This window comes from Amycolatopsis orientalis DSM 40040 = KCTC 9412 (assembly GCF_000478275.1).
Classification (GTDB): domain Bacteria; phylum Actinomycetota; class Actinomycetes; order Mycobacteriales; family Pseudonocardiaceae; genus Amycolatopsis; species Amycolatopsis orientalis.
Map to the genome: position 1 here is coordinate 115,558 of NZ_ASJB01000028.1, position 22,763 is coordinate 138,320.

Here is a 22,763-nt window from a genome sequence, read left to right on the forward strand (position 1 = left end):
CGCATCTCGGTACTTCGTTACAAAGACCAGGGAACCCTAACCTAAGTTAGGTGAGGCTCAACTAGTACTTTCAGTGGTGATGTTCATCCCTCGACCAGGAGGAGGCCGGTCCCATGCGGGTCGCCATGTTCGGATACCAGACCTGGGGACACCGCACCCTGCGGGCGTTGATCGACGCGGGCCACGACGTCGCCCTCGTCGTCACCCACCCGAAGAGTGACCACGCCTACGAGAAGATCTGGTCCGATTCCGTCGCGGACCTCGCCGAGGCCAACGGGATCCGCGCCCTGCTGCGCCAGCGTCCCGACGACGCGGAACTGCTGGCGGAGCTGAAGGAAGCCGATCTCGACCTGATCGTCGCCAACAACTGGCGTACCTGGCTGCCGCCCGAGATCTTCGAGATGCCTCGTCACGGCACGCTGAACGTGCACGATTCCCTGCTGCCCGCCTACGCCGGCTTCTCCCCGCTGATCTGGGCACTCATCAACGGCGAGCCGGAGGTCGGCGTCACCGCCCACATGATGGACGCCGACCTCGACGCGGGCGACATCGTGCTGCAGCGCTCGGTCCCGGTCGGGCCGAAGGACACGACGACCGACCTCTTCCACCGGACCGTCGACCTCATCGCGCCGATCACCACCGACGCCATCGAACTGATCGAGAAGGGGAACTTCACCCCGGTCAAACAGGACCGGTCGAAGGCCAGCTTCTTCCACAAGCGCGCCCTCGAGGACAGCCTCATCGACTGGTCCTGGCCCGCCGAGGAGATCGAACGGCTGGTGCGCGCCCAGTCCGACCCCTACCCCAACGCCTTCACCTACCACCGCGGGAAGCAACTGCGCGTCGTCCGCTCGTCGGTGTCGGCCGGGCTCTACGGCGGCACCCCCGGCCGGATCTTCATCCGCGAGGGCGAGGGCGTCGTGATCGTCGCCGGACCGGAGGCGCGGCGCGGCCGTTCGCACGGGCTCGTCATCGAGCGGGTCCGGACCGAGGACGGCACCGAACTGGCCGCGACCGACTACTTCCGCACCATGGGCGGCTACCTCACCGCTCGCCCCTGACCTGCGGTCAGTGAGGGGTCGAGCGTGGCGGATTCGGGACGTGTGGGGAAGATTCCGGCCGTCCAACATCCGGAATCTTCCCCACTCGGTCACCTAACACGGGTCGTGACCGGCACGACCACCGCGACGATGGAGGAATCGGGACACTCAACGTCCCAATTCCTCCATCGTCATCCCTTGACGACCGCCGAACTGACCTGCGGTTAGGCGCTGTCCGGAAAAAAGTCATCGCGGGACCGATGAGTTCCCGCGGAAGGCGCCGTTACATCGGGTAAGAACACTCGATGGGAGGCTCCATGACCGACACGATCGCCGCCGCGAAGGCGGGGGACGAAACCGCTTTCGCCGCGCTCACCGGACGACACCGGCGGGAACTGCACGTCCACTGCTACCGGATGCTCGGCTCGTTCGACGAGGCGGAAGACGTCGTCCAGGAAGCGCTGATCAACGCCTGGCGGGGATTGGGCACCTTCGTCGGCGGGAACTTCCGCGCGTGGCTGTACCGGATCGCCACCAACGCCTGCCTCGACGCGATCCGCAGGAACGAGCGGCGGGTGCCGTCACTGCGCTCGTTCGCCGAAGTCCCGTGGATCCAGCCTTATCCGGACAGGCTGCTGGACGAGATCGCGCCGCCGGAGGGCGAACCGCACGCGCTCGCCGTCGCCAGGGAAACCATCGAACTCGCCTTCCTCGCGGTCCTGCAGCTGCTGCCTCCGCAGCAGCGCGCGGTCCTGATCCTGCGCGACGTCCTCGGCTGGCAGGCCGCCGAAGCCGCCGAGCTGCTGGACCTTTCGGTCCCCGCCGCTAACAGCGCCCTGCAGCGCGGCCGGGCGACCCTGCGGGAACGCCTTCCGCAGCAACGCGGTGAATGGTCCGCGTCGGCGCCGTCCGAAGAGGAACGCGCGCTGGTCCGGCGGCTCATCGACGCACACGACCGCGGTGACTTCGCCTCGCTGGGCGAACTGGTCCGCGACGACGTCCGCGTCACGATGCCGCCGGAACCCCACTGCTACATCGGGCTCGAGCACCTCGCCAGGCACGGCAGGACCGCCGAGGAGATGGGCGAATGGCGCGCCGTCGCGGTCGACGCGAACCGGATGCCCGCCTTCGCCTCGTACCTGCGTCGTCCCGGCGACACCGAGTTCCGGGCGTTCAAACTGGACGTCCTCCGCGTCATCGACGGCAAAGCCGCCGAGTTCACCACGTTCGACAGCCGACTGTTCCCGGCCTTCGGCCTGGACACCACTCTGAGGGGATGAAGTAAATGCCGGAGAAGATGACCGACGAGCAGCGTCGTGCCTTTCTCGCCGAGGGGACCCGTACCGCCGTCTTCGCGACGGCCCGCCCGGACGGCAGGCCGCACGCCGTGCCGGTCTGGTTCGCCGTCGACGGGGAGGACATCCTGGTCAACCTGGGCATCGACACCGTCAAAGGCCGGACTCTCAAGGAGAACCCGCGTGTTGCGGTGGTCGCCGAGGACCCGCGTCCGCCGTATTCCTTCGTGAGTGTGGAGGGCGTCGCGGAGATCGTTTCGGATCCCGATCAGGTCCGCTCCGGATCGGCGTTGATCGCCGAGCGCTACCTCGGCGAGGCCGGGCAAGAGGTGATCGACGGCTGGCTGGAGTACGCGACGTCGCCGGGGAAGGTCCTGGTGCGGGTGCGGCCTGAGAACATCGTGGCGATCGCGAAGGTCGGCGGCTGACCACACAGGGCCTCGTGAGTGGTAATGACGGTTAGAACCATCGTTACCACTCACGAGACTCTCTTGGCCAAGGCGACCGCGGGAGGCCAGGATGGCGTTCGTGCCCGAGATCGTTTTCGACGAAAACACCCGTTCCTGGCTCATCCGCACGGCAGCCACGAGCTACGCGCTCCGGCTGGCCGAGGATGACTCCCCCGCCCACGTCTACTGGGGACCGGCGCTCACCCCGGCGCAGCTCTCCGACGTCTTCCCCGCGTCGGGATCCCGATGGGACTCCTTCAACGATCCCGACGAGGGGCTCGACGAACTCGCCGCCGACGGCGGCACCCGCCACTGGACCCCCGCCCTCCAGGTCCGCTTCGCCGACGGCACCCGCGCCCTCGAATGGCGGTACCTCTCCCACGACATCGACGGCGGAGAACTGCGTGTTCACTTCCGCGACCGCCACTACCCCCTGCGCATCACGCTCGGCTACCGCGTCCCGGCGGGCACCGACGTCATCGAGCGCTGGACCGAACTCACCCACGACGGTACGGACGACCCGATCGAGGTCGTCCGGGCCGATTCGGCGAGCTGGGTCGTGCCGCTCCGGCCGGACTACCGGATCAGCCATGTCACCGGCCGCTGGGCCGCGGAGAGCCAGCTGCTCCGCGAGGCGGTCCCCCACGGCGAGACCACCTTCGGCAGCAGGCGCGGGATCACCAGTCACCACGCCAATCCGTGGGTGATGCTCGACGACGGCGAGGCGACCGAGCGCCACGGCGAGGTCTACAGCGCCGCGCTCGCGTGGAGCGGTTCGTGGCGGATCACCACCACCCGCTCGTCCACCGGCCGCGTCACCGTGACCGGCGGCTTCGGCCAGGACGGCGTCGTCCACCGGCTCGCACCCGGTGACACGCTCACCACCCCCGTCTTCGCCGGGCTGTACACCGACGGCGGCTTCGGCGCCGCGAGCCGCGCGTGGCACGCGTACACACTCGGCCATGTCCTCCCCCATCCCGGCGAACTCCGGCCGGTGCTCTACAACTCCTGGGAGGCGACGGGGTTCGACGTCACCGAAACCGGGCAGCGCGCGCTGGCGGAGAAGGCGGCGGCGCTCGGGGTCGAGCTGTTCGTGATGGACGACGGCTGGTTCGGCGAACGCAGCGGAGACCACGCCGGCCTCGGCGACTGGCACGTCAACCGCGAGAAGTTCCCTGAAGGTCTCAAGCCGCTGATCAGTGAAGTACGCCGGCTCGGGATGAAGTTCGGGATCTGGGTCGAACCGGAGATGGTCAACCCGGACAGCGACCTCTATCGCACCCGGCCGGACTGGGTCCTGCACCATCCACATCGGACCCGGTCGGAACTGCGAAATCAGCTGGTGCTCAACTTCGCCCGGCCGGACGTCGCCGAATGGGCGTTCGGCTGGCTCGACGCCCTCGTCGGCGAGCACGGGATCGACTTCCTGAAATGGGACATGAACCGCCCGTTCAGCGAAGCGGGCTGGCCTGCCGACAGTGACCCGGACCGGCTGTGGGTGGAACACACCCGAGCGGTCTACGCGATCATGGACCGCCTGCGCGACGGCCATCCCGGGCTGCGGATCGAGGCGTGCAGCGGTGGCGGCGGCCGGATCGACCTCGGGGTCATGGCGAGGACGGACCAGGTCTGGACCTCCGACAACACCGACGCGCTCGACAGGCTCGTCATCCAGCACGGTTACGGGCAGGTGTACCCGCCCCGCGCGATGTCGGCGTGGGTCACCGACGACCCCAACTTCATCACCCAGCGCTCCACCCCGCTGCGGTTCCGGTTCCATGTCGCGATGGCGGGTGTGCTGGGCGTCGGCGGCGACATCGTCAAGTGGTCCGAGGAGGATCTCGGCTACGCGCGGGAGCAGATCGCGCTGTACAAGGAGATCCGGCCGGTCGTGCAGCACGGCAGCCTCTACCGGCTCGTTCCGCCGACCACCGACGGGGTCTCGGCGCTGCAGTACGTGGCGGCCGACGGCGGGCGCGCGGTCGTGTTCGTGTTCCGGCAAGCGGCACATTTCCCCACTTCCGAACGACCGGTCCGGCTCGACGGTCTCGACCCCGCCGCCCGGTACCGCGACGAGGACAGCGGGAAGGTGTGGCACGGCGCCGCACTGCTGGCACACGGCCTGTTCCCCGGTCTTCCGGCCGGTGATTTCGCGAGTGTGGTGATCCGGTTGACCAAGCTCTGAGCCGGGCGATAGGTCAGATGTATCGCCCTTTTTGAGCCGATCTGGCCCGGCGGACCTGCTTGACATCACCCTAGACATCCGATCGAATGCCGTCGTATATGAGACGCCGCAGATCGCCGTGAGAAGGGTGGACGGGCATGAGAAGGTCCTTCGCGTTGGGAGCGGCGCTGCTCCTCGCCGCGAGCCTCACCGGCTGCACCGTCGGCGGAGGCACGGGAGGCTCCGGCGGCGGTGCGGAGATCTCCTTCCTGACCTTCGAAACGCCGAATCTGCCACCGTCCTATTGGGACTCCGCGATCAAGCGTGTGACGGACCGGAACCCCGGTCTCAGCGTGAAGAAACTGGTCGCCCCGTCGACCGATCGCACCGGGTACGCCAAGCAGCTGTTGCAGTCCGGTCAGTTCCCCGACGTCGCGATCGCCGTCGACTCGGCCGGTTTCGCCGAATCGGGCAACCTCTACGCGTGGACGCCCGAGGAGCTCAAGGACTTCCAGTTCCCCGGCGCCAACCCGATCAAGGGCGGTCACCACCAGCTGCCCGCCAACACCCAGACCATCCCGCCGATCTACTACAACAAGAAGCTCTTCGCCGACGCCGGGATCACCTCGGTCCCGGCGACCTGGGCGGACCTCCTTGCCGCGTCGGAGAAACTGAAGGCGAAGGGCATCACGCCGTTCACCATCGGCGGCGGCAAGGAGGGCTTCCCGTCCGCGATGCTCCTGGACGGCCTCGTCAGCGTCGACGTCTACGGCAAGACCCCGGACTGGCTTTCCCGGCGGCGGGCCGACCAGGTCAAGTTCACCGACCCGGACTTCCAGCGGGCGTTCGGGAAGTTCGCCGACCTGGTCGCCAAGGGCTACCTCGACAAGACGCAGGTCTCGCGGGACTACTCGGCGACCGAAGCGGCCTTCCTCAAGGGCGAAGGCGCGATGTACCCGATGGGCAACTGGTTCGCCGCCAGCGCCGACGCCAAGAAGCCGTCGTTCGACATCGGCGTCTTCAACTTCCCTTCCGAGGACGGGAAACTCGTGGTTCCCGCCTATACCGGCGGCGGTATCGTCGTCAACGCCAAATCCCCGAACCTCGACGCGGCGAGGAAGTTCGCGCTCGCGTTCCAGCTCGACAAGGAACAGATCGACGCCTCGGTCAGGGCCGACGGCCTGTTCCCCGCCATCAAGGGTTACACGCCGCCCTCCGACGCCGGGCCGGTCTTCAAGGCGGGCTACGACCTGTACCGGGAAGCCGTCGCGAAGAACGCCGTCGTGAACGCCTTCAGCTGGGAGACCGCGGACGACGGGCTCCTGCCGGGGATGAAGGACAAGGTCTACCAGGCCGCCCAGGACGTCATCACCGGCCGCAAGACGGTGGCCGACGCGTGCGCGTTCCTGGACACCGAGTGGGCGAAGGCGCGCTGACACCACGATGGGGAGAAAACCGATCCTGCCGCGGGTGTGGCATTTCGCCTCGTTCGGCGCTCCCGGCGTCCTCATCTATCTCTGCTTCGTGATGGCGCCGATCCTCATCAGCTTCGGCTACAGCCTGACGAACCACAACCCGTTCAATCCGCCTTCGGAGTTCGTGGGGCTCGACAACTACGCACTGCTCTTCCAGGACGAGCAGTTCCTGACCGCGCTGCGGGTCACCACGATCCTCACCGTGATCGTCGTGGTCGTGCCGAATCTGCTCGGCCTCGGCGTCGCCCTGCTACTCGACCGGAAAGGGTGGCTGTACAACGCTTTGCGGAGCGTGTTCTTCACGCCCGTGATCCTCAGCTCGGTCGTCGTCAGCATCATCTGGACGAAACTGCTCGACGACCGGGGCCCGGTCAACGAGGTCCTGCGCGCGATCGGCGTCGAGCATCCGCCGGGCTGGCTCTCGGATCCGGATCTGGCGCTGTACTCGGTCGCGTCGATCGTCTGCTGGCAGATGCTGGGCTTCTGCGTGGTCGTCTACCTCGCGGGACTGCAGGGTGTCCCGGCCGAACTGCTGGAGGCGGCGGAGATCGACGGCGCCGGACCCGTCCGGCGGTTCCGCGCGGTGACCTGGCCGCTGCTCGCGCCGTCACTGACGATCAACACCGTCGTCCTGCTGATCTCGGCGTTCAAGACCTACGACCACGTCAAGGTCGTCACCAACGGCGGGCCGGGTTCGGGGACCACGGCCACGATCGCGTTCGACGTCCTCGCCACCGGCCTCGACGCGAACCACGTCGGCTACGCCTCCGCGATGGCCGTGGTGATGCTGGTGATCGTGGCGACGCTGACCACGATCGTGCTGCGCTTCCTGCGGCGGCGGGAGGTCGACCTGTGACCACAGTGGACGGTGCGAAGCGGTCGTGGCTCCGGCCCGCCGCGGCGATCCTGGTGAGCGCGATCTTCTTCGTGCCGCTGTACTACGTGCTCGTCAACGTGGTCAAACCCGGCGAGCTGATCGCGCGGGAACCGGCGTCGGTCCCGCTGCCGCCGACACTGGCCAACATCCACGCCGTCCTCACCCGGCCCGACGGCCTGTTCTGGGTGAGCCTGGCGAACAGCCTGCTCGTGACGCTGCTGTCGATCCTCATCCTGACGGTGCTTTCCGCCATGCTCGGGCATTACCTGGCGCGGTCGGGCAAACGCTGGACCAGGGTCCTCGCGCTGATCCTGTTGGCGGGCCTGATGATCCCGCCGCAGGTGATCCTGATCCCGGTCACCGACGTACTGCGGCTGACCGGGCTGATGGCGACCGTGCAGGGCCTGGTGCTGTTCAACGTCGGGTACTACGTGCCGTTCGGGGTCTTCGTGTTCACCGGGTTCATCCGCGGGGTGCCGGTGGAACTCGAGGAGGCCGCCCTGCTCGACGGGGCCAGCCGGACCCAGGTGTTCTGGCGGATCGTGTTCCCGCTGCTGCGCCCCGCCACGGCCAGTGTGCTGATCTTCCTGGGGGTGTGGATCTGGAACGACTTCATCGATCCGCTGATCATCCTCGGCCCCGGCCAGGGGACCACGATCACGACCGGGGTCTACCGCTCGATCGGCCAGTACCAGGCGGACCTCGGGAGCGTGTTCGCGCTGATGTTCCTGGCGACGCTGCCGGTGCTGATCTTCTACCTGGCGCTGCAGAAGCAGTTCGTGAAGGGCCTCACCGGCGGCGCGACCAAGGGCTGACCGCCCCCGCATTCAGTCCTCTGAATGCGTTCGCTGCCCTGGCCGTTCACAGCTCGGTGACCTTCCCGTCGGCCACTTCCAGGCGCCGCGTGGTCGCCACCGCGTCCAGCATCCGGCGGTCGTGGGTCACCAGCAGCAATGTCCCCGGATACTCCGACAGCGCCGATTCCAGCTGCTCGATCGCGGGCAGGTCCAGATGGTTCGTCGGCTCGTCGAGCACCAGCAGGTTCACCCCGCGCGCCTGCAGCAGCGCCAGCGCCGACCGCGTCCGCTCCCCCGGCGACAGCGTGGCCGCCGGCCGCAGGACGTGCGCGGCCTTCAGCCCGTACTTCGCCAGCAGTGTCCGCACGTCGGCGTCGGCGAGTTCCGGCACCTCGCGGGCGAAGGCCTCGACCAGCGGGAGGTCACCGAGGAACAGCTTTCGCGCCTGGTCGACCTCGCCGACGACGACGCCGGAGCCGAGCGACGCGCCGCCCTCGTCGACCGGGACCCGGCCGAGCAGCGCGGCCAGCAGCGTCGACTTCCCGGCGCCGTTGGCCCCGGTGATCGCGACCTTGTCCGCCCAGTCGATCTGCAGGTCCACCGGGCCCAGGGCGAACTCACCCCGCCGCACCACCGCGCCGCGCAGGGTCGCCACCACCGCGCCCGCCCGGGGCGCCGCGGCGATCTCCATCCGCAGTTCCCATTCCTTGCGCGGTTCCTCGACGACGTCGAGCCGTTCGATCATGCGGTCGGTCTGGCGGGCCTTCGACGCCTGCTTCTCCGTCGCTTCGCTCCGGAACTTGCGGCCGACCTTGTCGTTGTCGGTCGCCTTGCGCCGGGCGTTCTTGACGCCCTTCTCCATCCACGAACGCTGCATCGCGCCCCGGGCTTCGAGCGACGCCTTGGTGTTCGCGAACTCCTCGTACTCCTCGCGGGCGTGCCGCCGCGCGACGGCGCGTTCCTCCAAATAGGACTCGTAGCCGCCGCCATAGGTCCGTACCTGTTGCTGCGCGAAGTCGAGTTCGACGACGCGGTCGACGGTGCGGGCGAGGAATTCCCGGTCGTGACTGACCAGCACCGTCCCGGCGCGCAGCCCGGTCACGAACCGCTCCAGCCGCTCCAGGCCGTCGAGGTCGAGGTCGTTGGTCGGCTCGTCGAGCAGGAAGATGTCGTACCGGCTCAGCAGCAGCGACGCCATTCCCGCCCGCGCGGCCTGCCCGCCGGACAGCGACAGCATCGGCAGGTCGAGGCTGATCGTGAGCCCGAGTTCCGCGGCGACCTCGCCCGCCCGGTCGTCCAGATCGGCGCCGCCGAGCGCGAGCCAGCGGTCGAGGGCCTCGCCGTAGGCGTCGTCCGCGCCGGGTTCGCCGGCGGTCAGCGCCTCGGTGGCGGCGTCGAGCGCGGCCTGCGCGGCGGTGACCCCGGTGCGGCGTGCGAGGAACGCGCGGACGGACTCCCCCGTACGGCGTTCCGGCTCCTGCGGGAGGTGACCGACGGTGGCCGTCGGCGGGTTCAGCCGGACGCTGCCCTCCTCCGGCGGTACCAGGCCGCCGAGGGTCTTGAGCAGGGTCGACTTGCCCGCCCCGTTGACGCCGACGAGGCCGATCACCTCGCCCGGCGCGACGACGAGGTCGAGACCGGAGAACAGGACACGGTCGCCGTGGCCGGCGGCGAGATCTTTGGCAACGAGTGTGGCGCTCATGAGATCGGTAAGTCTACGGGGACCGATTGAACAGCTCGTGGTCCCTCAGAAGAGTGGCAAGTATCCAACCGATCACGGAACGTGGGTAACCTGGTTGTTTCTTCTGGACCCGAACGAATCCCCGAGCATTAGAGGTCGGTGACAGCAAATGGCGGATTCCGCCACCCCGGTCCCCGTCGCGCACCAGCGGAAAGGTGGTACCCGAAGGCCGACGATGAGCAGGCGGCGGGAAGTCAGTCATGCCAGCGCGCGCTCGCTGCTGATGACGATCCTCGGCGAGTACGTCCTCCCTCGCGACCAGCCGATTTGGACGTCCACGCTGGTCGAGGCGCTGCGTGTACTGGACATCGAGGAGAAGTCCGCCCGGCAGGCCCTGGCCCGGTCCTCCGCCGAGGGCTGGGTCGTCTCCGAACGTGTCGGGCGAAGAGTGCGCTGGTCGCTCACCCCACCAGGCAGACGCCTCCTGACCGAAGGCGCGGAACGGATCTACGCCTTCGGCAACGACGAGCGGAGCTGGGACGGCCACTGGCTGATGCTGATCGTCTCGGTCCCCGAAGCGAAGCGGGATCTCCGGCACCGGCTCCGCACGCGCCTGACCTGGGCCGGTTTCGGTTCCCCGGTCGCGGGCGTCTGGGTCAGCCCGGACCTCACCCGCCAGCGGGAGGCCCAGCAGATCGTGCAGGACCTCGGGCTCGACGCGCAGGCGATGTCGTTCACCGCCGCCTATGGCGATGTCGGCGATCAGGAGACGATGGTCGCGCGGTCCTGGGATCTCAGCGAACTCAAGGACCGCTACGAGGACTTCATCGACCGTTTCACCGGTTTGCATCCTTCGGGTGAACGCGGCGTTCTCCGTGCGCAGACCGAACTCGTCCACGAATGGCGCAGCTTTCCCTTTCTCGATCCGAGGCTTCCGCTGAAACTTCTTCCCGACGGATGGAGTGGCGTGCGCGCGGCGGACCTGTTCCACCGCAAGTACGGCGAATGGCGACCAGAAGCACAGGCCCAATGGGACGAACTCGCGGACATCTCCGGCTAGGGTCACGGAAAACGATCTAGCGGAGGGAACCCGCCTTGGCCACCTCGATCCGCCTCGACCGCGAGGACGGCGTCGCCGTCCTGACAGTCGCTTCGCCGCCGCTGAACCTCTACACCGCGGAACTCCAGCACGAACTGGGCGAGGCGATCGGCGAACTGGAGACCACGCCGCCACGAGCGGCGCTCATCCGGGCCGAGGGCAAGATCGTCAGCGGCGGGGTGGACGTCTCCCTGTTCGACGCCCAGTCCTCCGCGGCCGAGGCGAAGGTGCTCTTCGACGAGATGCTGGCGATCCCCGACCGGATCGCCGCGCTCCCCTTCCCCACCGTCTTCGCCGCCCACGGCCTCTGCCTAACCTGGGCTTTCGAGGTCGCGGTCGCCTGCGACCTCATCCTGGCGAGCGAGAAGGCCAAGTTCGGCCTCGTGGAACGGGTCGTCGGGCTGACCCCGACCATGGGCGGCACCCAGCGGCTCGCCGCCCGCGCCGGTGTCGGCCGCGCCAAGGAGTTCGTGATGACCGGCGCGACCTACGACGCCGCGACCCTCGAACGCTGGAACGTGGTGAACCGCGTGCTCCCGGCGGACGGCTTCGACGAGGCCGTCCGCGCCTTCACGAACGACCTCGCGCAGGGGCCGACCAAGGCGCACGCGGCCACCAAGAAGGTCCTCGAACACTACGAGCACGGCGGCGTCGCCGAGGCGAACGAGCACATCACGACGATCGCCGCCGGGCTCTTCGACACCGAGGACCTGCGCGGCGCGGTGAAGTCGTTCCTCGCCGACGGTCCCGGCAAGGCGACCTTCACCGGCCGCTGATCCGCTGTGTACTGACTTCTAGGGCCGCTGACCGGCCGCGTCCACCACGCCGGACGCGGTCACCGCGGTCGAATTCGTGCCCAGGTACTGGAACGTGTCGGCGGCGAAGACGATCACGACCGGTTTCGCCACCTTGGGGTCGTCGTGCGGCCCGAGCGGCCAGGTGATGCCGACCCCGGGCCTGCCCGCCGCGTCCTGGGTCCGGTCGATGGCCCGGAGTCCCGGCGCCTTGGCCGCCGCGGCGAACAAGGCCGCCTGGACGGCGGGCGGCAGGTATGCCTCGTTCGACAGCGAGAGGATGTCCTTGCCCATCGCGTTGGTTCCCCCCCTCACGCCGCGGTGGCGGCTGTCGAGATAGGCGAACATCGCGTCGGCGTCGGTGGGGAGGTCCGTCCGGTAGGCGGGTGTGGGCGTGCAGGACTCCGTGACGCCCTTGAGGGGCTCATCGCCCTTGTACACCTGCGCCCGCCCGTTCCGGCAGCCCGCGATCGGGAAGGAACCGCCGTCGGCCATTTTGATCAACCCGTCGCGGGTGCCGTCGGCCGAAAGCCACGCTTCCCGCTCGCCGTCGGGCTGTTTGGTCCTCGTGTAGACGAACTGGTCCGGCTTCGGTGGTGTGCCCGGCGTCTTCAGCGCGGCCGCGGCGGCGTTGCGGAGCACCGTCACCGGATCCGCGGCGGCCGCGGGCGGTTCGAGCCCGACCTGCTCGACGGGGGCCAGTGCGACGACGGCGGTGATGGCCGCGGCCAGCCCGGCCGCCCCCACCCCGGTCCAGACCCAGCGGCGCCGTTTCCGCAGCGGCGTCACGTTTTCCGCTTCCGCGACGGCGATCTCGGTCATCAACCGCTCGCGCGCCGAAGCGAGCGCGCCGGATTCCGCGAGCGGGACCGACGCGGTCCGCTCGGTGATCAGCTGCAGCTCATCCATGGGTGGAGATCTCCTTCGAAGTCGTGGTGTGCGGGCGCCCCAGTGCCTCGCGGACCTTTCGCCGGGCGCGGTTGAGCCGGGAGCGGACGGTGCCGAGCGGGATGGCCAGTGCCGAGGCCACTTCCTCGTAGCTCAGACCTTCCCCGGCGAACAAGGTGAGCGTGTCCCGGTCACCGTCGGCCAGTTCCGCCAGCGCGGAGTCCAGCAGTTTGCCCATCGCCTCGGCGGTCACCTGCTCGGCGACGCGCTCGGCGTGCCCTTCTTCGGTCGCCGGCGGGCCGAGGGCTTCGCGCAGTCTCAGCTCCTTGGCCTCCTCGCGGCGCCGCTGCGCCACCAGGTTGGTCGCGATCCCGTAGAGCCAGGGCCGGGCGTCGCGGCGCTCGATGTCGTAGCTTTCCCGTCTGCGGAAGGCCACCAGGAACGCCTCCCCCAGCGCGTCCTCGGCGGCGGCGGGCCCGATGCGCCGGACCAGGTAGCGGTGGATGTGCGCGGCGTGCCGGTCGAAGATCGCGGAGAACCAGTCCGGCCTGGTCACCGACCTCGCGATCAGCTCCGCGTCTTCCAGATCCCCAGGATCCGCCCCAGATGAGCTCATGAACCACCCTTCGCCGTTCGACAGTCTCACCTGCTATCCGCATACACGGTCGAACGGGTTCACGGCCGCCGAATCGGTCTAGACCTTTTATGCGAGCCGCGCTACATTCAACTGTGGTCTAGACCACATCGCGCCAGTTCAGATCAGGTTCAGTCTCGCCGCCTCTTTTGGAGAGAACCGCCATGAGACGCACCAGAAAACGACTACTCAGCGCACTCGCCGTACTACTCCTCGCCGCCGGGCTGCTCGTCGCCGGAGGAACACCGGCGATGGCGGCGGGACGCCTCCGCGCCGCCTTCGCCCTGGCAGGCACGACCGGTGAGTACACCGTCACCAACCCCAGCGGCGAAACCGTCGCCGACTGGTCCATCACCTTCACCGTCCCCGCCGGCGTGACCGTCACGAGTGGCTCCCACGCCACGGTCTCGCAAGCGGGAACCCAGGTCACGCTCACCCCGGCGTACTACATCAAATCCCTCGCGCCGGGCCGGTCGACCTACCCCTACAGCCCGTCGTTCCAGCTCAGTGCGGCGGTCACCCCGGCCACCTGCCGGATCGACGACGCCAACTGTGACGGGTCGGGCGACACCCCGCCGTCGACCCCGGCCAACCTGCGCCTCGTGGCGAAGACGACCACGACCGCCGCGCTGGCCTGGAACGCGTCGGCGCCGGGCTCGCTGCCCGTCGTCGGCTACGACGTCTACCAGGGCGGCACCCTGGCGGCGTCGGTCACCGGCACCGAAGCGAGGATCACCGGGCTGACGCCGAACACGGCCTACAGCTTCACCGTCGTCGCCAAGGACCGGAAGGACGCCAAATCACCGCCGACCCCGGCGCTGGCGGTGACCACCAACAACCCCGGTGACGACACCCAGGCGCCGACGGCGCCGACGAACCTCCGCTCGACCGCGGTCACGGCGGGTTCCGTCGCCCTGGCGTGGAACGCCTCCACCGACAACACCGGCGTCGTCTCCTACGACGTCTACCGCGGCACGACCCTCGCCACCACGGTGACCGGCACGACCGCGACGGTGACCGGGCTTTCACCGTCCACTTCGTACACTTTCACCGTCAAAGCCCGTGACGGGTATGACAACGTCTCCGCGGCGAGCGCCGCCGTCAGCGCTCGCACCGGCGACATCGTGAACGGGTACGCGCGGGTCGGGTACTTCGTCCAGTGGGGTATCTACGGCCGCCAGTTCTTCGTCAAGAACCTGGTGACCAACGGATCCGCGAGCAAGCTGACGCATCTGCTGTACGCCTTCGGGAACATCGACCCGGTCAACCACACCTGCCTCTCGGGTGTCACCAAGGGAACGACGTCCAATCCGCAGGATCCGAACCAGGGTGACGGCGCGGGCGACGCGGAAGCCGACTACTCGCGGCCGATGTCCGCGTCCCAGTCCGTCGACGGCGTCGCCGACACCGGCTGGGAACCGTTGCGCGGCAACTTCAACCAGCTGAAGAAGCTCAAGGCCAAGAACCCGAATCTGAAGGTGCTCATCTCCTTGGGCGGCTGGACCTATTCGAAGTACTTCTCCGACGTCGCGGCCACGGCCGCGTCCCGGCAGAAGTTCGTCGCGTCGTGCATCGACACGTACCTGAAGGGGAACGTGAAGGCGTACGGCGGCGCCGGCGGGCCGGGCACGGCCGCGGGCATCTTCGACGGCATCGACATCGACTGGGAGTGGCCGGGCAGCCCCGACGGGCATCCCGGGAACCACTGGAGCGCCAACGACAGGACGAACCTGACCGCGCTGCTGGCCGAGTTCCGCACGCAGATGGACGCCTACGGCGCGACCACCGGCAAACGGTACGAACTGCAGGCGTTCACCCCCGCCGACCCGGCGAAGGTGAAGGGTGGCTGGGAGATCCCGAAGATCTTCGACTACCTCGACGTCGCGAACGTGCAGGGTTACGACTTCCACGGCTCGGGCAGCGACAACTCGTGGGAGCCGAACCGCACCGGCCATCAGGGGAACCTGTACGCCGACGCGGACGACCCGTACAACTTCAAGTTCAGCGTGGAGTCGGCGATCAACGCCTACACCGAGGCCGGGGCCAATCCACGGAAACTGACCCTCGGACTCGCCTTCTACGGGCGAGGCTGGCAAGGGGTCGCGGACGGCGGCAAGAAGGGCGAATGGCAGAGCGCGACCGGAGCCGCGCCAGGCCAGTTCGCCGAGGAAGCGGGTACTCGTGGCTACGCGAATCTCCTGGCCAGTGTCCCGAACTGCACCGTCCAGCACGACACCGCGGCCGTGGCCACCGCGTGCTACACCGGCAACGGCGGGCAATGGTGGACCTTCGACGACGCCTGGTCCATCCAGCAGAAGGTCGCCTGGCTCAAGACCCGAGGACTCCTCGGAGTCATGGCCTGGGAGATGTCGGGTGACACCGGATCCCTCATGACCACAGTGGACAACTCGCTGAAGTAAAGGTCCGTGAAGGCCTCCTTGCCTACCTTGAGGGTAGGCAAGGAGGCCTTCACGGATTCCTCGGTTTGCTGCACAGTGTGCCTCGTGACTTCTGCGAACGACGACCGGACTCTGCTCATCGTCGGCTCCTACACCGCCGCCAGCGACGGCAACGGCGAAGGCATCGGAACCTTCTGGCGCGACGGCCTCACCGGGGAACTGACCCCGGCGGGCTCGCTCGAACTGGACTCGCCGAGCTGGCTGACCCCGCATCCCACCCTGCCGGTGCTTTACGCCGTGAACGAGACGGCCGAAGGCGCGATCACCGCCGTGGCGGTCGCCGAGGACGGCACACTGGAGGTGTTGAACTCGCTGCCGACCGGCGGGGCGGATCCGTGTCATCTGGCGGTCACCCCCGATGGCCGGTACCTGCTGTGCGCCAACTACAGCGGCGGGAGCCTGGCCGCTTTCGCGCTCGGCCCGGACGGCGTGCCGACCGTGCGCACGGCGCTGGTGGGGCACGAAGGCACCGGGCCCGACCCCGAGCGGCAAGAAGCCGCACACGTGCACATGGCCGTGGTGGACGAGACGGGCACCCTCGTCAGCGCGGTCGACCTGGGCACCGACGAGATCCGCAGTTACCGCATCGGCGAGGAAGGCGAGCTGATCCCGGTCTCGGTGTCGGCGCTGCCCGGCGGCACCGGCCCGCGGCAGCTGGTCCGGCGCCCCGGCACCGGCCACGCGTACGTCGTCGGAGAGTTGGCCGCCACACTGGTGACGGTGCGCGAGGAACCGCCGGGCACGTTCACCGTTGAGGGCTCGGTCCCCGCGACGCTGCGGCCCAGCGGCGAGAACTTTCCCGGACACCTCGAACTGCACGACGATCGGCTGTTCCTGTCGAACCGGGGCCCCGAGACGATCACCGAGTTCGCCTTCGACGGCGACCTCCCGGCGGCCGTCGCCGATCACGGCGTCGGGGCATGGCCGCGGCATTTCTCCCTCGTCGGCGACCATTGTTATGTCGCGTCGCAGCGCGACGACATGATCCAAGCCTACGAACGCGCGACGTGGCGCCTTGTCGGCAGTTATCCGATCGGAAGCCCGGCCTTCGTGGCCCCGTGGCCGCACTGATTCGTTCAGCGGGCTGAACGCTTTTGTTCAGCCCGCTGAACAACGGGACACCTCTTTCTTTTCGGGGCGAATTAAGGTCTTGACCCAACTGGTTCAGACCACGACACTGAATCGCACGCCGCCGGTGACCTGGCTCACACCCGCCCGAGGAGAACCATGTCCCTACCGAGGAAACTGCTCGCCCTGACCACGCTCGTCCCGTTGGCACTGGGCCTGTTCAGCGCCCCGGCCCAGGCTGCCCCCGCCGTCTTCACCCACCCCGGCGTACTGGTCAGCCGCCCCCAACTCGACTTCGTGCGCACCAAGGTCCAAGCCGGCGCGCAACCGTGGAAACAAGCTTACGACGCGATGATGTCAAGTCCCTACGCGTCTTTGTCCCGTTCACCGAAACCGCGTGCCGTCGTCGAATGCGGCCCCTATTCCAATCCGAACCTCGGCTGTACCGATGAACGGCAAGACGCGATCGCCGCGTATTCCCTTTCCCTCGCCTGGTACATCAGCCGCGACGCGAAATACGCGACCAAGGCGATCGAGATCATGGACGCCTGGTCCGCGGTCCTGAAGGATCACACGAACAGCAACGCTCCCCTGCAATCGGCGTGGTCGGCCTCCTCGTGGCCCCGCGCGGCCGAGATCATCAAGCACACCTACCCCAGCTGGCCGAACTCCGGCCGCTTCGGCACCATGCTGCGGAACGTACCTGCCCGAGGTGATCAACGGCAGCCACAGCAACGGGAACTGGGAACTCAGCATGACCGAGGCCGCGCTCGGCATCGCGGTCTTCCTCGACGACAAGGCGACCTACGACAAGGCCGTCGCGAAGTTCCGCACCCGTGTCCCCGCCTACCTCTACCTGACCAGCGACGGAACCCTCCCGAAGACCGCGCCCGGCAGCGGCCTGGACACCCGGGACGAGATCGTGAAGTACTGGCAGGGCCAGACGACGTTCGTCAACGGCCTCTCGCAGGAGACCTGCCGCGACTTCACCCACACCGGATACGGCCTCGCCGCCATCGCGAACTTCGCCGAGACCACCCGCATCCAGGGCCAGGACCTGTACCCGGAGATCGCCGACCGCCTCCGCGAAGGCCTCGGCTTCCACGCGAAGTACCAGCTGGGCGCGGCCGTCCCGTCATGGCTGTGCGGCGGCAACCTGAAGCTCGGCCTCGGCCCGGTCACCGAAGTCGGCTACAACCACCTCCACACCCGCCTCGGGTACACCATGAGCAACACCGAGGCCCTCACCCTGCGCCAGCGCCCGGCGGGCACCAACGCCCTCTTCGTCGCCTGGCAGACCCTCACGCACGCGGACAACCCACAGTGACCCCGTGCGGGCCGCCCGATCGCGGCAGGGCGGCCCTCACGGACCGTTTTCGCAGCTCAGACACACAGTGACCCCTGGTTGCAGGCCCCACTTCCGGACCCGCTAAAGTACTCACATCGCACTCCACGGAGCGCGGGTCCGGGCTGTGGCGCAGTTTGGTAGCGCACTTGACTGGGGGTCAAGGGGTCGCAGGTTCGAATCCTGTCAGCCCGACCGGACAAGAGAGCCGCTTGGCTTGGGTGAAAGCCCAAGCCAAGCGGCTTTCATTTATCACCTTTTTGATCTTGACCTCCTCGGCCAGGCCGTAACCGGGGACCACGTGGGGACCAGCTACGCCCATCACCGCTTGCCATCGTCAGCTCACTGCGGCGCATCGCTCGGCAGCGAGACATACTTGCCCACCACGTCTGCCGCGACGAGACAGGCACGTTTAGCCTCATCCTCAGTTGCTCGACCGCCCCGATGCAGGACAATCTTGCGAGGCTTGACGAGGTCATCAGTTATCTGGGCAGGGACCTCAAGGCGTAAGTCTCGGCCAGTTCGACCATCTGACCGAGCATTCGTCCACGTCCCAGGAGCGCATCGGTAACAGCTTCGGATGCCTCCCCTTGCACCTTGTCCCTTATACCCGCCGCAAGTGCAACCTCGGCCGCCGTCGCGGCATCCACGACCGCCGCTCGCCAAGACCGCGCCGACAATGCGCTCAACGCGTTAACGAGCAGAACGCGCGCTATCGGCGGCTCCTCGCCTTCCCCCGCGCGCGAGAACGCGTACTGCCATTGTTCCGCCGTCACAGGCTTCGGGTCGTTCACTCGAATACTTCGGCCGATATATGACTCAATGTTCCCGAACCGCTGACCTTGCCAGATCACCTCGGCGGTGAAGCTGGATATGACCTCGATTGGCACGCCAGCCAATGCGGACAGCCAGTCATGGAGAAGAGTAGCCCATTCGTCGATCATGCCATCAGTACGGGCTATATGATCTGAGGCTGACTCATCTACTTCCGTAAGAATCAATCCGAAAGCCCTAATAGACACAGCATCAGCACCCCAACTGTTGCCCCACCAGTCATTCTCTGGCCAATCGTACCCGGGCGGCGCGATGACTTTGCCGATCTCCTCCGAGCCGTCCCCTTGTTGCTTCAACCCGGGAGCTACCACCGGCGGGATAGCCTCGCATCGCACGTTATTGATGCTTGTGACGTATCGGCGCCTCGTCACGTCAATCTGAGACTGGACTCCCTTACTCAGAGCTACAACACCAAGAGACATAGCGCCACGTCCTATTATTAGCTGCCGTCAGCTATAAAGTCTGTCGATAGCCTGCTCGTGTTACACAGCACGAAGTCGCTCGCGCTGCGGCGACCGCAAGTGTTTCGTCAGCAACACCCGCTCACGACGCTGGCGGACGCCCTGGTGGCGCGGTCGTCGGGGTACCGGGATGGGGTGACGTGGTGCTGTTCGCTGCCTGTACAGCGGCCCGGATCGGGGACGAGATCCAGTCAGGCAGCGCCAACGACCGCGGATCGTCCAACTCGTCCTCAGCGCGCTTGTACTCCTGCTGCCAGCCAGTCACCCGGGCGGGATTCCGGTCGATGATGCCGTCCCGAAGGGCCTGCTCCATCACTCTGACCAGCACCGCGATGCTGTTCTTCACCGTCGACCGGCTGCACTCGCGTGCCCGAGGAGGTCGTTCGCGGTGGTCCGGTCCTGGTGTCGCGCCGCCGCGACAGCGGTACGGAAATAGAGCATCCCGTAGAGGCTCAGCGCTGCCGGGTCGCCTTCGGCCGTCCTCGGGAGGAGCCACTTCGCTGCGACATCGCCCAGCTCAAGCGCGTCATCGAACCGGCCCACGGCCAGGAGCGCGTGCATACCGGACGAGGCCAGGACCAGCGGATCATCGGAGTCGTCTGCCGCCTGCATCGCGCGTTCGGCCGCAATCCAGGCGAGGTCCGCTTCACCGATCTTGCTCAACGTGGTCCCGGCCAGGTGGCGCACCGGCGCCGAGATGGCCGCGCAGGCCCGCCTATAGCCGGCATCGCCAGCCGAAGCCGCCTCCATCGCCTGGGTGGTCTTGATCAGCCCAGGCAGCGCCGTGACGACCCTTCCGAGGTCGCCTTTCTGGTAGCTCGACCAGGCACCTTCCACCAGTTGCTGTTGTCACGTACCCACCGCGCGGCCCCCGTGAACAGCCGGGCTATCGGATCAGCACCAGCCGCGTCCAGACGACTCGCCACCAGCGGCCGGATCTCCTCAATCAGCGCTACTCTGCGTGCTCGCCGACCTTTCGTGGATGGGCTTAGCAACCCGCCTGGGGCCCGGGGTCGTCTGTCGACACACGACCTCCTTCTCAAGGAGTCGACAGCAGCCGATGGGCAGACGACGTCGACGTGCAGCTCCCCATCGATCCACGTGCCCGTTACCAGCGACATCAAGCACGACACCTCTGGTGCTTGCGCTCAATTCAGGTCACCAGTTCGGGCGACGACGTCTCTCGGGCGGAAACATGAGGTTCTATGGCGGTCACGGCGAGAGCCTGAGGCGGAGAGCGCTCCAGTCGGCGCCTGGCCGAAGTGGCCGTGTAACAGCGGCGACCACTCTGGCTACTTATGGTGCATGTCGAGCGACATCGATTGGCAACGTTGCAGGATCGAGCTTGCGACGACGGGAGGAAGGTGTACGGGCGTACAGGTCCCAGGGACTGATCTGTGCTTGGCGCATCTCCGCCCGGATGGCCTCGATGCTCGCCTCAAGCAACTCGGACCCGGGATGGCCCTCGACGCCCGCGGTACGACAATTGACTCCACATTAATGGAGCGCATCCGGGCTACTTTTACACCCGTCCCAGAAGCACGTCCGAAATTCAGTAACGCCAATTTCCGGAGCACGAAGTTCACCAGAACCGCCGACTTCCAAGGTGCGACATTCACCGGCCGCACCTCATTCGCCAACGCAACCTTAGCTGGCAACGGCAACTTTCACGATGCGACGTTCACTGCCGAAGTCGACTTTGACGGCACGACGTTCAACGACCACACCGAATTTCGCAGAACAAAGTTTCATGGCGAGGCCGACTTTCGCAACGCCAAATTTAACAACGAAAGCGATTTTTCTGACGCGTCATTTATCGGACAAGCGTACTTCCGTCGCGCTACATTCACTGAACGAGCCCTCTTTCATGGTGCAACTTTCGCCGATACCGCCGATTTTGCCGATTCGACCTTCATCAAGGACGCCCTATTTGGCCGCACAAAATTTGCAACGAATTCCCATTTCAGCGGAGTGACCTTCACTGAGGATGTCACCTTTCACTGCGGAAACTTTGCCGAGAGAGCCTACTTCTATGATGCGACATTCAGCGGAGACGCCAGGTTCAACAGGGCAACATTCGGGGAGGCGGTGTTTGACAGATCGAAGTTTGAGAAGCTTGAGTGGCTGGGGCCGTTGATTGCCAACCATGTGAGCCTGCAACAGGCATCGTTCAACAAGCTCGTTGTCATTGAGGTTGAATCCGGGAAGATATCGTGTACACGGACGAGGTTTTCCGATGGCGTTGAGATGCGCGTCAGATACGGTCAGGTTGATCTTTCGCAAGTGTTCTTTGGTTCAGCCTCCTCGTTGTCCACTTCAGTCACCAGATTCAGAAAGATAACGTCAGGTGGCACACCGGAGATAGTACGAGCATCAGATGATCTGATTTCGTCGTGGCGACAGCCATTTGGTTCTGTCGACCACCGTCCTGTTGTAACCTCGTTGCGCGGAACTGATGTTACTGAACTCGCACTCACCGATGTTGACCTTCGCTGGTGCAGGTTCGCTGGCGCGCACCATCTCGACAAACTTCACATCGAAGGCGACACCCCATTCCCGCGGCCTCCGCGTAGCCGGTGGCGCTCCTCACGGCAGGTGCTATTTGAAGAGCACCCCTGGCGTGCTGATCTCAAACGTCAGGTCGGTTGGCACGCAGGTGCGCCTAGCGATCCCTCAGCAGACCGGAACGAGCACGTCGGTGCGGAACGACTAGCCGCTTTGTATCGATCGCTGCGCAAGGCCTTGGAAGACGGCAAGAACGAGGCCGGCGCAGGAGATTTCTACTATGGTGAGCAGGAGGCACGTCGTCACGCTCCTAGCACGTCTCGCGCTGAGCGATCCATCTTATGGGTCTATTGGTTGATCTCTGGCTACGGCCAGCGCGCCTCTCGTGCGTTTGCCGCACTCACTGTTCTCCTCGTCGCCGTCACCGCGTTGCTAATCGGATGCGGGTTGCCTGGGTCTGGTCCAACCTCGCAGTCCGTTGCGAGCACGAAGGTAGGTGCTGGAGGCCTCAGCGAGACGGTGACGACCACAACCGATTCGCCAGCCGTCCTACCTCCGAGCGGGGAACGGTGGACCTGGAGTCGCGCGGGCAACGCCTCCCGTATCGCGCTCGGCGCGGTCGTATTCCGCGACGCCGGCCAGAAACTCGCCACAGCAGGAACCTGGACCGTGATGGCTGCAAGATTCCTTGGACCAGTCCTGCTTGCATTCGCCGTGCTCGCCATCCGTGCCCGTGTCAAACGCTGAGTCCTGCTGATCTTTGGGCTCGGGGCTCAGTGGACCAACTGTGGACCACAACTACAGCGACAGCGTCGAAACAGGCTCGTCGGCGCATCGCGAGCAACACCCCCATCTCGCCGTTGTCGCAGTTCAGAGGCCCCCAATACTCCTGGGGGTC

Annotated in this window: 17 protein-coding genes, 1 tRNA gene and 2 pseudogenes; 14 read left to right on the forward strand and 6 right to left on the reverse strand. The window is 66.8% G+C overall.

From position 1 onward, the window contains the following. The first annotated feature begins 113 nt into the window (after positions 1-113). The 7 genes from L324_RS07055 (at position 114) to L324_RS07085 (ending at position 8,115) form a co-directional block, all read left to right on the forward strand. Complete coding sequence (locus tag L324_RS07055) at positions 114-1,061, forward strand: methionyl-tRNA formyltransferase (protein ID WP_037305186.1); 948 nt, start codon at positions 114-116, stop codon at positions 1,059-1,061. Between the two features lie 296 nt (positions 1,062-1,357). Further along, a complete protein-coding gene (locus tag L324_RS07060; RefSeq protein ID WP_037305187.1) occupies positions 1,358-2,320 on the forward strand; it encodes an RNA polymerase subunit sigma-70 in 963 nt (320 codons plus the stop codon). Positions 2,321-2,325: 5 nt separating this feature from the next. Beyond that, complete coding sequence (locus tag L324_RS07065) at positions 2,326-2,763, forward strand: PPOX class F420-dependent oxidoreductase (RefSeq protein ID WP_037305189.1); 438 nt, start codon at positions 2,326-2,328, stop codon at positions 2,761-2,763. 100 nt (positions 2,764-2,863) lie between these two features. Further along, on the forward strand, positions 2,864-4,969 hold the full coding sequence (locus tag L324_RS07070; RefSeq protein ID WP_081736231.1) for an alpha-galactosidase: 2,106 nt from the start codon (positions 2,864-2,866) through the stop codon (positions 4,967-4,969). 137 nt (positions 4,970-5,106) lie between these two features. Continuing rightward, a complete protein-coding gene (locus tag L324_RS07075; protein ID WP_037305194.1) occupies positions 5,107-6,384 on the forward strand; it encodes an extracellular solute-binding protein in 1,278 nt (425 codons plus the stop codon). Positions 6,385-6,391: 7 nt separating this feature from the next. Continuing rightward, complete coding sequence (locus tag L324_RS07080) at positions 6,392-7,279, forward strand: carbohydrate ABC transporter permease (RefSeq protein ID WP_235783427.1); 888 nt, start codon at positions 6,392-6,394, stop codon at positions 7,277-7,279. After that, positions 7,276-8,115, forward strand: coding sequence for a carbohydrate ABC transporter permease (locus L324_RS07085; protein WP_037305196.1), 840 nt, complete (start codon positions 7,276-7,278; stop codon positions 8,113-8,115). Before L324_RS07080 ends, L324_RS07085 begins: the two co-directional genes overlap by 4 nt. Before the next feature lie 46 nt (positions 8,116-8,161). Here L324_RS07085 and L324_RS07090 read toward each other — a convergent pair whose 3' ends face one another. After that, positions 8,162-9,799: an ABC-F family ATP-binding cassette domain-containing protein gene (locus L324_RS07090; RefSeq protein ID WP_037305198.1), complete on the reverse strand. Its 1,638-nt coding sequence runs from the start codon at positions 9,797-9,799 to the stop codon at positions 8,162-8,164. Positions 9,800-9,947: 148 nt separating this feature from the next. Between L324_RS07090 and L324_RS07095 the strand changes: the two genes are divergently transcribed. Next, a complete protein-coding gene (locus L324_RS07095) occupies positions 9,948-10,838 on the forward strand; it encodes a PaaX family transcriptional regulator (RefSeq protein WP_268871891.1) in 891 nt (296 codons plus the stop codon). A gap of 35 nt (positions 10,839-10,873) precedes the next feature. After that, on the forward strand, positions 10,874-11,653 hold the full coding sequence (locus L324_RS07100; protein WP_037305200.1) for an enoyl-CoA hydratase/isomerase family protein: 780 nt from the start codon (positions 10,874-10,876) through the stop codon (positions 11,651-11,653). 18 nt (positions 11,654-11,671) lie between these two features. Here the strand turns inward: L324_RS07100 and L324_RS07105 are convergent, their stop codons facing one another. Together L324_RS07105 and L324_RS07110 are read right to left on the reverse strand one after the other, a co-directional pair. Then, the gene (locus L324_RS07105) at positions 11,672-12,580 is read right to left on the reverse strand and encodes a CU044_5270 family protein (RefSeq protein ID WP_037305202.1); all 909 of its coding nucleotides are present in this window, start codon (positions 12,578-12,580) and stop codon (positions 11,672-11,674) included. Then, on the reverse strand, positions 12,573-13,175 hold the full coding sequence (locus L324_RS07110; protein ID WP_037305205.1) for an RNA polymerase sigma factor: 603 nt from the start codon (positions 13,173-13,175) through the stop codon (positions 12,573-12,575). Before L324_RS07110 ends, L324_RS07105 begins: the two co-directional genes overlap by 8 nt. A gap of 269 nt (positions 13,176-13,444) precedes the next feature. Here L324_RS07110 and L324_RS07115 point away from each other — a divergent pair, with 269 nt between their 5' ends. The 4 genes and pseudogenes from L324_RS07115 to L324_RS07130 all read left to right on the forward strand — a co-directional run bounded on the left by L324_RS07115 (position 13,445) and on the right by L324_RS07130 (position 18,260). Continuing rightward, on the forward strand, positions 13,445-15,613 hold the full coding sequence (locus tag L324_RS07115) for a glycosyl hydrolase family 18 protein (protein WP_152546727.1): 2,169 nt from the start codon (positions 13,445-13,447) through the stop codon (positions 15,611-15,613). Positions 15,614-15,697: 84 nt separating this feature from the next. Beyond that, positions 15,698-16,723: a lactonase family protein gene (locus L324_RS07120; RefSeq protein ID WP_051173753.1), complete on the forward strand. Its 1,026-nt coding sequence runs from the start codon at positions 15,698-15,700 to the stop codon at positions 16,721-16,723. A gap of 156 nt (positions 16,724-16,879) precedes the next feature. After that, a pseudogene (locus L324_RS43970) lies at positions 16,880-18,047 on the forward strand (alginate lyase family protein). Between the two features lie 139 nt (positions 18,048-18,186). Beyond that, positions 18,187-18,260: transfer RNA gene (locus L324_RS07130), tRNA-Pro, on the forward strand. A gap of 287 nt (positions 18,261-18,547) precedes the next feature. On the opposite strand, the gene L324_RS40805 is transcribed toward L324_RS07130, so the two are convergent. From L324_RS40805 to L324_RS40815, 3 genes and pseudogenes are all read right to left on the reverse strand, one after another. Beyond that, positions 18,548-19,009 carry a hypothetical protein gene (locus tag L324_RS40805; RefSeq protein ID WP_051173711.1) on the reverse strand — a complete coding sequence of 154 codons (462 nt, stop codon included), beginning with the start codon at positions 19,007-19,009 and terminating at the stop codon, positions 18,548-18,550. A gap of 433 nt (positions 19,010-19,442) precedes the next feature. Next, the gene (locus L324_RS43455) at positions 19,443-19,706 is read right to left on the reverse strand and encodes a hypothetical protein (RefSeq protein ID WP_051173712.1); all 264 of its coding nucleotides are present in this window, start codon (positions 19,704-19,706) and stop codon (positions 19,443-19,445) included. A gap of 8 nt (positions 19,707-19,714) precedes the next feature. Then, positions 19,715-20,206 (reverse strand): annotated as a pseudogene (locus L324_RS40815) (transcriptional regulator); the annotation flags it as partial. A gap of 612 nt (positions 20,207-20,818) precedes the next feature. Here L324_RS40815 and L324_RS41415 point away from each other — a divergent pair. Next, positions 20,819-22,612 carry a pentapeptide repeat-containing protein gene (locus tag L324_RS41415; protein WP_161780826.1) on the forward strand — a complete coding sequence of 598 codons (1,794 nt, stop codon included), beginning with the start codon at positions 20,819-20,821 and terminating at the stop codon, positions 22,610-22,612. Positions 22,613-22,763 lie beyond the last annotated feature (151 nt).

Bases quoted from the DNA above. Each gene is read 5' to 3' on its own strand.
- L324_RS07055 (WP_037305186.1), top strand. From the start codon at position 114: ATGCGGGTCGCCATGTTCGGATACCAGACCTGGGGACACCGCACCCTG.
- L324_RS07060 (WP_037305187.1), top strand. From the start codon at position 1,358: ATGACCGACACGATCGCCGCCGCGAAGGCGGGGGACGAAACCGCTTTC.
- L324_RS07065 (WP_037305189.1), top strand. From the start codon at position 2,326: ATGCCGGAGAAGATGACCGACGAGCAGCGTCGTGCCTTTCTCGCCGAG.
- L324_RS07075 (WP_037305194.1), top strand. From the start codon at position 5,107: ATGAGAAGGTCCTTCGCGTTGGGAGCGGCGCTGCTCCTCGCCGCGAGC.
- L324_RS07080 (WP_235783427.1), top strand. From the start codon at position 6,392: ATGGGGAGAAAACCGATCCTGCCGCGGGTGTGGCATTTCGCCTCGTTC.
- L324_RS07090 (WP_037305198.1), bottom strand. From the start codon at position 9,799: ATGAGCGCCACACTCGTTGCCAAAGATCTCGCCGCCGGCCACGGCGAC.
- L324_RS07095 (WP_268871891.1), top strand. From the start codon at position 9,948: ATGGCGGATTCCGCCACCCCGGTCCCCGTCGCGCACCAGCGGAAAGGT.
- L324_RS07105 (WP_037305202.1), bottom strand. From the start codon at position 12,580: ATGGATGAGCTGCAGCTGATCACCGAGCGGACCGCGTCGGTCCCGCTC.
- L324_RS07110 (WP_037305205.1), bottom strand. From the start codon at position 13,175: ATGAGCTCATCTGGGGCGGATCCTGGGGATCTGGAAGACGCGGAGCTG.
- L324_RS07115 (WP_152546727.1), top strand. From the start codon at position 13,445: ATGGCGGCGGGACGCCTCCGCGCCGCCTTCGCCCTGGCAGGCACGACC.
- L324_RS40805 (WP_051173711.1), bottom strand. From the start codon at position 19,009: ATGATCGACGAATGGGCTACTCTTCTCCATGACTGGCTGTCCGCATTG.
- L324_RS41415 (WP_161780826.1), top strand. From the start codon at position 20,819: ATGGCCCTCGACGCCCGCGGTACGACAATTGACTCCACATTAATGGAG.